Origin of the sequence: Tissierella carlieri (genome assembly GCF_018917285.1) — a bacterium.
GTDB lineage: Bacteria > Bacillota > Clostridia > Tissierellales > Tissierellaceae > Tissierella > Tissierella carlieri.
Genome location: NZ_JAHLOH010000032.1, coordinates 91,367 through 103,761, shown reverse-complemented (window position 1 = coordinate 103,761; position 12,395 = coordinate 91,367). Strand labels below are relative to the sequence as shown.

Genomic DNA, 12,395 nt, shown 5'->3' with positions numbered 1-12,395 from the left:
ATATTATACTATATATACTAAATAGATATAGTTAATTTAATAATTTCACTTTATAAAAAATATAGTGAATAAATAGTTATATTAAACTATCTATTCACTATTAATTATACTATATTTAAATTAAAGAGATTGCTTGAAATGTACTCATATCACACCACCTCCTTTCTTTTATGAAATGAGATGGTATCACACCCTGCATATCGATTGCCTTGCCCTAATAATATCATAGAAGATATTTATCTTTCAATATTAATTAAATAAAAATAAGTATCAAAATCAGTACAGCCTTAACCCTTAGCATATTGATTAACTAAAACGGCCACTAATTTTGATACTTACTCAATTATCTATCTCTTCTTTAATCCTAATATTTCTCTTGCTTCATCTGGAGTAGCTATTTCTCTACCTAGTTCTTTAGCTATTCTTACAACCTTTTCAACTAATTCACCATTTGACTTAGCTAATACTCCCTTTTCTATATATACATTATCTTCAAAACCTACTCTAACATGTCCACCCATAGTAATGGCAACTGCTGCTAATGGGAATTCATGTCTACCTATTCCTGCTACAGTCCAAGTAGATCCTGCTGGAATACTATCTACCATAAATGATAAGTCTCTAACAGTTGCAGCCATTTGCACGCCTAATACAAAATCAAAGTGCATTGGCTCTTTTATGAAGCCTTGCTTAGCATATTTGATTGCATAGTCAACCATACCTTTATCAAATACTTCTACCTCTGGCTTAACTCCTCTTTCAATCATAAGTCTGCCAAAGTTTTTAATAGTATTTTCAGTATTTACAAATACTTCATCCCCGCCAAAGTTACAAGTACCACAATCTAAAGTTGCCATTTCTGGCCCTAGCTCTGTTGGTTGAAGTCTTTCTTCATCAGTCATACCAACTGCTCCACCTGTAGAAGGTTGGATAATAACATCAGGACATCTCTTATAGATTTCATCCATACAAGCTTTAAATCTAGATTTATCTTGAGTTGGAGTACCATCATCTTCTCTAACATGAAGGTGAATTATACTTGCTCCAGCCTTATATGCTGCTTCTGCTTCTCTACCAATTTCCTCTACAGTATAAGGAACAGCTGGATTGTGCTCCTTAGTTACTTCTGCACCGCAAATAGCAGCAGTGATAATTAATTTTTCCATATAAACGCCCCCCTATTATTCAATTAACAATTCACAATGCACGATGCACAATTAAATTCTCAGATTCTTCGCCTATTTTGTTTATCTAGTGATAAGATAATTGTCACACTGAATAAAACATTTGGATTTTAATCTTTTCAATTGTGAATTGTGAACTGTGCATTGTGCATTACTTCCTTATCTTATCCTTTGGAACTACGCAAGTTCCCTCTGCTCTACAAACTACTACCGGTTCTTCTAGTACATCACAAGCTGATGGACTAATATCTGGTCTAGGTATTATAACCTTTCTAGCCTCAAATACCATTTTTCTAGAAGTATTCCCTACCTTTACAATTTCTCCTACTGCCTCGATATAATCTCCTGCATATACTGGAGCTGTAAACTCTACCTTGTCATAAGCTACAAATAGTCCTTCATCCCCGTCATGTCTAATAAGTAATTCTGTAGCTACATCTCCAAATAACGCCAACATTCTAGCACCGTCTACTAAATTCCCACCATAATGAGCATCTTGAGTACTCATTCTAAGTCTAATCATTGCCTTTTCCATAATGTCCCCTCCATTGCTTATGTATTTGGATTTATTATATCATATTGATAATATAGTAACAAGATATTGAATCTATACTCTTATTAAATTAATACCTTACCATATATATCAATTACTCTATCATTAAATGTTGAATAAAACAATAAATTATCTACTTTTATATTTTTATCTCTCATAATCTCTTCAAATAATATTTTATAACCCTCTAATTGTGAAGTATAGTCTCTCCTCAGCTTTCTATCCATGTCTTTACTAAAGCAAATATCTGTCTTATAATCAACGATTGTCCAGTTATCATTCTCAGACTGAATTACCAAATCCATTGTTCCATTAATAAGTATGGTTTTATTACCTTTCTCTGCAAGTTTAGTCTCATCTTTAAATAAAAAGCTTAATATCCTATTTAAAGCAGCTTCGTTCTTCTCATCTATTGCTATGGTGAAGGATAATTCAGGAAATACTTTTTTTGCATTTCTAAAAAGTTCTAAGATATCTTCATTGTTTATAAAATTATTTAATATTTTTCTGGCATATTTGTAAATCCTTCTTTTAATTATATCCCTAGCCTCTTTGTTTCCTTTTTCAATTGCAATATTAAGTATTTCTTCAACTCTATTATTAGCAATAGAATAGAATAATCCAATATTTGTTTTATTAATTTCTAAATTGTCCATACCTTCATTAATTGATATATCTAAAGCATAATCAATAATATCTTCACTAACATTATTTAATTTATTACTTTTATTAATTAGAATTTCTATGGCTCTATGTATAATACTGCCATATATCTTCCCCCTAGGCCCCATAACTTTCGGTTTTAATATTCTAGTATTTCTAAGTCTAGGGCTTATATATTTTTTTCTTCTCCTCTCGTAGCCAGATTCTCTAACATCATCTCTCGCTAATTCAAACTGGGATGGAGTAACTTTTAAATAGCTAGGATTAGATATCTCTTTTATTACTCTTGAATCCTTAGTAATATCTAATTCTCTTTTCTTTTCTTCAGATATCATTAAATCTTCTATTTTAGTTTCTATTTCATTTTCTAGCTTTATTTCCTTATTTATATTTTTAGATAGAGGATATAAGAAACTTCTCTCATCAATAGCATCAGCTACAATCAATACTGATTTTCCCCTAGTAGCTGCTACATATAAAATCCTATCAACTTCTGCTTCCATAAAGAGTTTTTCTTTCTCTTTTCTTTCCATTTCCTTTGGTCCAAGGATATTATGGCTTCCTGCATAAACTATGAATCCAATACTTCTATTATTCTCATCCTTTTGAACATAGTGAGTACTAGAAGAAATAGTTCTTTTTTTGTGTGCACCAACTAGTATAACTATATTAGCTTCCAACCCCTTTGATTTATGAATATTCATTATTCTTACAGCATTTTCTGCTTCTTCTTTACTTACAGGCAATTCATAATTTACCTTAGCTCTTATTAAATTCTTTAATTCTTCTCTTATTTCATATATACTGCCACAGTTTTTCGACTTTAAAATTTCTATAGTTTGCCTAAGAGCAGAATCTGCATCTCTTCTTTCCAACCTCTCATATTGTCTATGAATATCATAAACACCAATCTGACTCTCTACAACTTTTTCAATAAAGGCTATTGGGCTAAGTCCTCTTGATAAATCAACAATTTCATTCATATGGGTAAATGCCTTTTTAACGCTCAGGTGTTTAATTTCATCAATCTTATTTTTTAAGAAAATAAATTGTGATAAATTTTTATTATCCTCCATAAACAATTCTATAGTTTCTAAATCTAAATAAAAGGAATTTCTCAGAGCTGATACTATTTTTATGTTATCTCTATAATCAACTAAGGAATCTATCAAAATAAATAGATTCAGAACCTCTCTAGTGTCTCCAAGGTTTTTCTCTCCTGCCAATACAGCAGATATCCCTCTATCCTTCAATGATTTAAGATAAAATCCAGTTTCCTCATTGGTCTTTGTGAGGATCATTATATCTCCTTCTTTTACTTTTCTATTGATATTATAATAATCCTTCTCCCCATCTATTATTTCTTCTTTTCTTTTTCTAACTTTTTCAGTAATATAGTAATTCCTTAAGATATCTCCTACAATATTAGCTACATATTCTTGATCTTCCTTTTCTGGATAATTGTATTTATAAATTCCTCTTACTGTTCGTTCTTCTAAATTCTCGTTATTCCATAAGCTCAATATACCTGTGAATCCAGCCTGCACATCAGTAGAATATTCGTCAAATCCGAAGCTAATATTATCTTTATTCCTAAATGTAGATTCCACCCAGTTACATATATCATCAGATGACCTAAAATTAATATCTAAGTGTATTACCTCTCCATTATTTGATATTATTTCTTTTACTTGATTATATATTGTAATATCTGCTCTTCTAAATCTATATATAGACTGTTTGGGATCACCTACTACAAATAGAGAACCTGCCACGGGCTTACAATCCTGCCACCGCCTTACACCATTATACTCCGTTTCCTTATCAGTTAAGTGAAGTACTAATTCAGCCTGCATAGGATCTGTATCTTGAAACTCATCTATATAGAAGTACTTATATTTATTTTTAAAATGTTTTCTAGCTGTTGAAGATTCCCTAATTAATTTAGAAGCCCTATACAATAACTCATTGAAGGTAAGTTTCCCTTGATATCTTTCTTTTTTATAATCTACAGCCATATTGATAAACTCTGTGCAATAATTATATACCATAGCATTTAGTTTATAATATATACCATAAATTCCTTCGATTAAATTCTTATATTCATGAGCATTATCTAAGTTCCAGTACTTTTTAGCAATGATTTTTTCAAATATCACTTCTATATCAAACTCTTCCTTACCATATTCCTTTAGAATACTATCTAGATAATTTATTAGACTTTGTTTTTCTTCTAATATGGAGCGAAACAGTTTCGCTAGATTAGAATTATTCTTAAAAGGCTCTATATTTAAATACCCATAATCCTTCTTTATATCTTCAAATTCCTTTTCGATTTCCTCAAATTTATAATCATCATCTTCATAGCCACTAAATCTAATGTCTGGATTTTCAAGAGCTAAAATTGCCTTACTTCTCAATTCTTTATAATCAATATTTACCTTTGACAGTAAATCTATAATCATTTTATATTCTTCTTCTCTATCCCTTAAAAACCTATACCATATTTCATTATGAAACTCTTCATCATCTTCTATTATTTGGTAATCCGGAGTGATGTCAGCATCAAAGGGCATTTCTCTTAAAATTAACTCACAAAAGGAGTGTATGGTTCCGATAAATATCTTATCTACGGCTTTGAGCCTTTGAATTATTTCTGGATTAGTTTCTCCTTTAAGATATTCCAGAGCCTTTAATTGAATCCTTTCTGCTAATTCAGTTGCCGCTGCTTTAGTAAATGTAATTGCTACTAAATTAGCAGGATTTATTTCTGATGTAATAATATGATTGATAATCCGTTGCACAATTATAGTGGTCTTCCCTGCACCGGCTCCCGCTTCTAAAATATAATTTTTATCAAAGATGTTTATTATTTCTTCTCTCTTTTTCATTTCTTCTCTTATTAGTCCCTCTTTATTTACCATATCCTCCCTCCTCTTCTACTTTAGTTAACCCCTTGTCCACCATACATATAGGACTATAATCGCAATATCTGCATATACCCTCTGAATCAAATATTACTTGAGATTGTTCCTCTAATATATCCATATCTAATAAAGTCTTTATTCTATTTTCTATTACATTTATAAATTCTTCACTGAAATCCAAATCAATAATCCCATTCTTTTCATGACCTTCAAATATATAAGTAAATTTGCATACTTCTGGTCTTAAAGATATATCTTTTTTAGATTCTAATATTTTCTCTAATGTTTTTTTATAAATATAATACTGAAGTTTTTGTGTTTTTGAATAATCGTAGTCTTTATTTTTACCTCTACCTGTGGAAAACCTTAATCTTTTTTCAAAGTTATCCATACTTCCTGTTTTATAATCCACAATTCTGAATACATTCTTATCTATATTATTTATATCCACCCTGTCTATAGATCCTGATATATCTAATTCTAATCCCATAATATCTATCCTCTGTTTAGGAAGTACACCAAATATTTTATTATTCTTCCTTCTTTTATCTCCAAAGGATAATTCATTTACCAGTACTGTCCATTCACTATCATTATCTGCAATATCTATTATATTTCCACATGCATTTATTAAATTTTGTTTTTCTCTTAGATATACCTCTTGAAGCAGACAGACATTATCTCTCGCTGATTCAATACACTGTTTCTCCACTAATTCCACTATTTTCTCTTTAGTCTGTTCTTCTTCATTTAAATTAAAATAACTATCTAATACTTCATGTACTATGATGCCCTTTGTTTTTCCATCAAGCCATCTATCAACTCTGATATCTGCATCTTCTTTAGGACTTAAGCCCATTATATTTTTAAGATAAAATTTCCTAGGGCATTCAGCCAAGGTCTCCAGTGAGGTTGCAGATTTAACCATATCTCTCCCTTGAATTACTCTTTTCTTCTCCTCATATTTCTCCTGTTTTCTTTCTCCCATTATATCCTTTAACTCATTATATATTTGAGATGGCGATTGTACTTTTATGTTGACCGTATCGAAGTTTGAATAACCTATGGATATGTTCTCAAAATCAGCCGTTAATAATTCTCTTACCTTATATTTTTTATATTCATAATTATCATTTGCAAAGGAAATCTTGTCAGATATTTTAGTTCTGATCGTATCAAGCAGAATAGGTGATTCTACTGCCTTATTAGATAAGCTAGTACTATCTAACCCTATTAAATAAAGATTCTTTCTTCCCGTATATCCTGCACTTTTAAGACTTGTAATAAATATACTTCCCGGCTGAGGTTGGGATCTAAGTATCTTACTTTGTTTAATATAGGATAGAACTATATCAAAATACTCATGCCTACTAACTTCCATATTAATATCTCCAATTTTATCCAGAATTTCTAAGACTACTTGTTTCGCAGCTCCATCATATTTATTTACATTCTTTACATACCTTGTTATTAAACTCATAAACTTTGGAATACATTGATCAAATCTAATATAATCATCTCTTGGTATAGCTTCAAATATCCCCCTAAAAAATTCTCTTAGCCAGATTCTTTTCTCTGCTTGAAATTTATTTAAATTCTTATCTCTTTCTATGGCTATATTAGTATCATCTTCTAATTTTAATACTCTATCATAGTTTTTCTTTAAGGATACAATCTTACATTCTACTAGTTCCTCATACATTTCAGGAGCAGAAAATTTATCTATTTTAATGTCATCATTGATAAAAATAGGTTTTATTTCCTTCACATTATAATAATTTACAGCCCATGTAAAAATAGTATTTATAAATCTATAAACACTGCTGAATTCAATATCTAAACCCCCACCAAAGTTTCCAGGTATTCCATGTATGTCCAATTCAATATTAATTAAATTGACATATTTACTATTGGTATATGCTATAACTACTTCATCAAGCGGGATTATTTTTCTCTTGATGTCCTCTAAAATAATCCCTATTTCTTCCTTTGTTCCATAGCCTTCATAAAACTTAATATTTTTATTTTCAAATTCTGTCTTCCCTGAATTCTCTTTATAATAATAATTCTTTGGACGGCCTTCAACTGATTTAACAGGCATTTTAATCCTTGTACAATTTTTGAATTTCTTAAATAGTATTTCTTCTGCATTATTAAATTCAATATTAGATGCTATAGCTATTTTCTTTTCCCGATATAGATTTATATTTGATGAATTTGATGCTTCAATAATTATGTCACAGTAGTCTACAGCATTTAATTTCTTTAGTCTGGCTTTGTATTCCATATATATTTTGTCTAGATTCTTTACTTCTGGAAAATGTTCTAATCCACTGTATTTTAACTCCATTATTACCTTATATACTTCTTCAGCAGTTTTTGAATCTATTAGATTTGATCTGAAGAAAAAACTGTCCGAATCTAACTTAGATAAATCCTTAAGTATGCCTATGATCAAATTGTTTCCTAGAATATCGTCAATTATCAATTTATTGTTATTTGCAATATATTCTTCACACATCTCAAAAGCTAAACCCTTTAGGGTCACTGTCCTAAGATTTATAGAAGGATAGCCATCTCTAGCCATCTTATTTACGATTTGCATTCCTATGGTTCTTGTTGGAACTATAAATATCTTTTCATCTAAAATATTTTCTTTACAAAATTCCCTTAATTCTATAAGTTTCATACCCTCACCCTCTTTTATCTTCTTATGGTATATAAATATTCGACATAAAAAATAAAAATCCTTTAATTTAACAAAAATATAGACTCCTAAAAGTCAACTTTAGCCATATATGCGCCTTCACCGCTTCTTACAAAACTGTAAGATAGATATATAAACTTTAATAATATTGTAACTATTTAATAAACTATATTATGGTAAAATGGAATTAGCAATAATTACATGGGGGTGAACTAATTTTTGGAGGATCTAATTGTATTAAGCAATTTAAGAAAGGTATATAGAATGGGAGATGAAAAAATTATTGCCCTTGATAATGTATCTCTGTCCATTAAAAAAGAAGAATTTATATGTTTACTTGGCACATCTGGATCTGGTAAGTCTACATTATTGAACATGATGGCAGGTTTGGAAAAACCCACAAAGGGTGAAATCACCATAGGTAAATATCCAATACACAAGATGAATGAAAGAGATGTAACTAAATTTCGTCAGAAATATGTGGGCTTTGTATTTCAATCCTATAATCTAATCCCTACTCTTTCAGCTTTAGAAAATGTAAGTCTAGGTCTTACTTTCCAAGGCATACCAAAAGCTAATAGAGAGAAAATGGCAAAACAAATGTTAATTGATGTAGGACTAGAAAAGAGACTTCACCATAAACCTTCCGAGATGAGTGGTGGACAGCAGCAAAGGGTAAGTATTGCAAGAGCATTTGTAGGTAAGCCACAAATAGTATTTGCTGATGAGCCTACAGGAAATCTAGATACAAGAACTACACTTGAGATTATGAATCTAATCACTGGAATGGCTTACGAATTTAAACAAACCCTAATTATAGTAACTCACGACGTAGAGATCGCTGATTATGCACATAGGGTAGTATATCTAAGGGATGGACATATAGAAAAGATTACAGAAAATGAAAACATAATAAAGGGGGCAGTAAATTAGATGAAAAGAGTTTTAAGTATTTTTTTAGCAGTATTATTAGTTATACTTCAAGTACCAAATATAGGATTTGCCTATGGTGAAGGAAATCCTAATTTAGTAATCAGTAATTCAAATACCTATACTGCAAAGGCAGGAGAAACTGTCTCTGTATCAGTGAAACTTACAAATACTGGAAATGGTTATGCAACTAATATTTCTGGAAGCTTAAGTGGTGAATCCACTGGAGTAGTCTATATCGATGGCTCTTCACATGATAGTATCAGAAATCTTAGGGATGGCAGTACAGGAACCTTATCTTTTAGAGTAAAAGTAGATGAATCAGCTGATGGTAAAAATTATTCATTACCACTAAATATAACTTATTATAGTGAAGAATATGGGTGGCCTGGAGAAGAAGGATATGTACCACCACAGAAATTCACATTAACAGAAAATATCAACATCAGAGTGGCACAAGATAAGACTTCACCGCAATTAGTAGTCAATAGAGTAGATATCATGCCTTCTTCTACTGTTAATGCAGGGGAAACTATTGCCGTAGGCTTTGAGATAGGAAATATAGGCAGTGCCATTGCAAAGGATCTAAGAGTAACTCTAGAAGGTCTAACCAATGAAGGATTTACATTAGCAAACGGTGTAAACTATAAGACAGTTCAATCTCTAGAAGCTGGTAAGAAAACCTATATATATTTTGAATTGAAGTCTTCAAAAACATTAGCAGGCGGAAGTTATGAGCTAAAATTAGACTTATCCTATAAAGATGTAAAAAATCAAGCTATACAAGATAAAAGTAACTTCTTTATAACTGTTGCTGGAAATAAAGGTCAATCTTCTAATCTAATAATAGAGAACTTAGTTTCCCCTACAGGCTCCATTGGCCAAAATAAAGAAGTAGATATAAGTTTTGATATAAGAAATCAAGGGCAAGCAGATGCAAAGAATGTGGTCATCACAGCTAGCAGTGAAGACCAAAGTGGAGTAGTACCTAAAACAGTAAGCACTATAAAACTTAATTCCTTAGCTAAGGGTGCTACAGAAAAAGTTAATTTTAAATTTTTAACTACAAAAGCCTCTGAAACTAAAAACTACCCTATTAAAATCACAGTAAAATATGTAGATGATTTAGGAAAAGAAGATACAGTTGAACAATTCGTAGGTGTATTTGTAGTAGCACCAGAAACTGGAGATTCTACTAAGGGCAAACCAAAGTTAATCATAGATAAATATAGTTTCGAGCCACAACTTGTTAAAGCTGGAGAAAATTTTGAGATGACTCTTTCCTTCTATAATACTTCTAGCAACAAGGCTGTAAAAAACATAAAAATATTTTTAACAGCAGAATCTGGTGCTACCAAGGATACTGAAAAGGCTGGTAACTCTGCATTTACACCAGTAGATAGCTCAAATACTTTCTATATCGACTCTATACCACCTAAAGGTAGAGTTGAAAAAACTATTACTATGTTTACTGTACCAGATGCCATTGCAAAGACTCATACTATAACAGCAAACTTTGAATATGAAGATAGTGAAGGTACTGAATTAAAAGATATTGAGTTAATTGGAGTTCCTGTAGTCCAACAATCAAGACTAGAAACTGCAGAATTACAGCTTTATCCTGATGCAATGGTAGGTCAGCCACTTCCAGTATCATTGGAGTTCTATAATACCGGTAAAGTTACTCTATACAATATGATGGTTAAATTAGAAGGAGATTTCCAAACTGAAAACGGAAGCTATTATGTTGGTAATTTCGATAGTGGTAGTAGTGAATTTTTTGAAGGAATGGTAATACCATCTCAGCCTGGTGAATTAACAGGTGCTGTACTATTTACCTACGAAGACTCCACAGGTCAAAAACAAGAACTAAGAAAAGAATTTACACTAAATGTAACAGAAATGCCTCCAATGGAGGAATTCCCTGGTGAAATGCCAACTCCAGATGATATGAAACCTGGTGGGATCAAGGGAATTCTCAAATCTAAATGGCTATGGATTAGTTTAATAATCATAGGAGCTGGAGTAGGAGGTTTTATTTTCTACAAGAAAAAGAAAAAAGAAAAGGAAATGGCCCTAGATGAGTAATTTAGACTTATTTAGAATGGGAATAAAAAATCTGTGGAGAAGAAAACTAAGAACCTTTCTTACAGTCCTTGGAGTAATCATAGGAGCTAGCTCCATCATAGTAATGCTTAGCCTTGGCTTTGGAATGAGTAAATCCTTTGAGGAGCAAATAGCTCAATGGGGCAGCTTGACTACTATAAATGTTCAAAAGAGTTGGGTAGAACAGCCTGGACAAAAGCAAGCAGTCTTAGATGACAAAGCTGTAGCCTCATTTAAATTAATACCTAATGTTGCAGCTGTAAGTCCAATGCTAGAAGCCTATGGTTCCATAATTAATGGGAGATACCTATCCAATGCTCCTATTAGAGGAATAGATCCTGATTCTATGGAAGCCTTTGGATTCGAAGTAGCAGAAGGCAGACTCCTAAGTAAAAATGATGAGTTAACAGTAGTATTTGGCGGGCGAATGAAAGATAGTTTCTATGAACCGAAGTCAAGGGTTTGGAGAGAACCAAAAATAAACCTTATGAAGGATAGAATGACCCTTACCTTAGACCCAAATTATGGTTGGTCTAGTCCTGGAGAGAAGAAACCAAGCTATAAAGAATATAAAATTAAGGTTGCAGGTGTATTAACTGAGGGTGATTGGCAAACAGGATATGGAATCTATATGCCTATTACAGAAGTTCAAAAACTTCTAAAAGAAAAAGAAAAAGCTGAAAATCAAAAACCTCAGCCAGGCAGAAAAAAAGAAACTGGATACAATAAAGTAGATGTTAAAGTCAACGATATGAAAAATGTTCAGGAAGTTCAAAAACAAATCAAAGAAATGGGATATGAAGCCTATAGTTTGAACGATGAGCTAGAATCCATGAAAAAACAAGCTGCAGTAATCCAAGCTGTACTAGGCGGTATCGGTGCAGTATCACTTTTAGTAGCAGCTATAGGTATTACAAATACCATGGTAATGAGCATATATGAAAGAACTAAAGAAATTGGAGTAATGAAGGTAATAGGTGCTTCCCTTAAGGATATAAAGAGACTATTCTTATTTGAATCGGCACTTATAGGCCTTACGGGAGGTGTTTTTGGAGTAGGATTTTCCTATTTGATATCCTTCCTTATAAATAAATTTAGTGGACAATTTGGTCAGGCTATAGGTGCATATGGAGCTACAAAGATATCTATAATCCCAATATGGTTAATCTTTGCTGCCATGGCATTCTCAGCCCTTATAGGAATAATGTCAGGATACTTCCCAGCTAGACGTGCTATGAATTTATCCGCATTGGAAGCTATAAGAACAGAATAGACTAAAAAAGAGACTAATTAGTCTCCCTTTGTAAAATGCTGCTTTCATATAT

7 protein-coding genes are annotated in these 12,395 nt (G+C 31.7%); 3 read left to right on the top strand and 4 right to left on the bottom strand.

From position 1 onward, the window contains the following. Positions 1–347 precede the first annotated feature (347 nt). The 4 genes from kce to KQI38_RS10145 all read right to left on the bottom strand — a co-directional run bounded on the left by kce (position 348) and on the right by KQI38_RS10145 (position 8,016). Positions 348–1,166 carry a 3-keto-5-aminohexanoate cleavage enzyme gene (gene kce / locus KQI38_RS10160; RefSeq protein ID WP_094899593.1) on the bottom strand — a complete coding sequence of 273 codons (819 nt, stop codon included), beginning with the start codon at positions 1,164–1,166 and terminating at the stop codon, positions 348–350. Between the two features lie 169 nt (positions 1,167–1,335). After that, positions 1,336–1,719: a 3-aminobutyryl-CoA ammonia lyase gene (gene kal / locus KQI38_RS10155; protein WP_094899592.1), complete on the bottom strand. Its 384-nt coding sequence runs from the start codon at positions 1,717–1,719 to the stop codon at positions 1,336–1,338. Positions 1,720–1,802: 83 nt separating this feature from the next. Next, positions 1,803–5,324 (bottom strand): UvrD-helicase domain-containing protein, encoded by a 3,522-nt coding sequence (locus KQI38_RS10150; protein ID WP_216558990.1) that lies wholly within the window; start codon positions 5,322–5,324, stop codon positions 1,803–1,805. Next, the gene (locus tag KQI38_RS10145) at positions 5,314–8,016 is read right to left on the bottom strand and encodes a PD-(D/E)XK nuclease family protein (protein ID WP_216558987.1); all 2,703 of its coding nucleotides are present in this window, start codon (positions 8,014–8,016) and stop codon (positions 5,314–5,316) included. The genes KQI38_RS10150 and KQI38_RS10145 overlap by 11 nt, the downstream gene beginning before the upstream one ends. 237 nt (positions 8,017–8,253) lie before the next feature. Between KQI38_RS10145 and KQI38_RS10140 the strand changes: the two genes are divergently transcribed. From KQI38_RS10140 to KQI38_RS10130, 3 genes are read left to right on the top strand one after another with little or no spacing between them, the layout of a single operon-like run. Then, positions 8,254–8,967 carry an ABC transporter ATP-binding protein gene (locus KQI38_RS10140; protein WP_235601217.1) on the top strand — a complete coding sequence of 238 codons (714 nt, stop codon included), beginning with the start codon at positions 8,254–8,256 and terminating at the stop codon, positions 8,965–8,967. After that, entirely contained in the window at positions 8,968–11,052 is a 2,085-nt protein-coding gene (locus KQI38_RS10135; protein WP_094899589.1) for a COG1361 S-layer family protein, read from the top strand. It abuts the gene before it with no gap. Beyond that, on the top strand, positions 11,045–12,343 hold the full coding sequence (locus KQI38_RS10130) for an ABC transporter permease (RefSeq protein ID WP_216558984.1): 1,299 nt from the start codon (positions 11,045–11,047) through the stop codon (positions 12,341–12,343). The genes KQI38_RS10135 and KQI38_RS10130 overlap by 8 nt, the downstream gene beginning before the upstream one ends. The last annotated feature ends 52 nt before the right edge of the window (positions 12,344–12,395 follow it).

What these genes read in the sequence shown, in the direction of transcription:
- kce (WP_094899593.1), bottom strand. Translation starts at nt 1,166, where the DNA reads ATGGAAAAATTAATTATCACTGCTGCTATTTGCGGTGCAGAAGTAACT.
- kal (WP_094899592.1), bottom strand. Translation starts at nt 1,719, where the DNA reads ATGGAAAAGGCAATGATTAGACTTAGAATGAGTACTCAAGATGCTCAT.
- KQI38_RS10150 (WP_216558990.1), bottom strand. Translation starts at nt 5,324, where the DNA reads ATGGTAAATAAAGAGGGACTAATAAGAGAAGAAATGAAAAAGAGAGAA.
- KQI38_RS10145 (WP_216558987.1), bottom strand. Translation starts at nt 8,016, where the DNA reads ATGAAACTTATAGAATTAAGGGAATTTTGTAAAGAAAATATTTTAGAT.
- KQI38_RS10135 (WP_094899589.1), top strand. Translation starts at nt 8,968, where the DNA reads ATGAAAAGAGTTTTAAGTATTTTTTTAGCAGTATTATTAGTTATACTT.
- KQI38_RS10130 (WP_216558984.1), top strand. Translation starts at nt 11,045, where the DNA reads ATGAGTAATTTAGACTTATTTAGAATGGGAATAAAAAATCTGTGGAGA.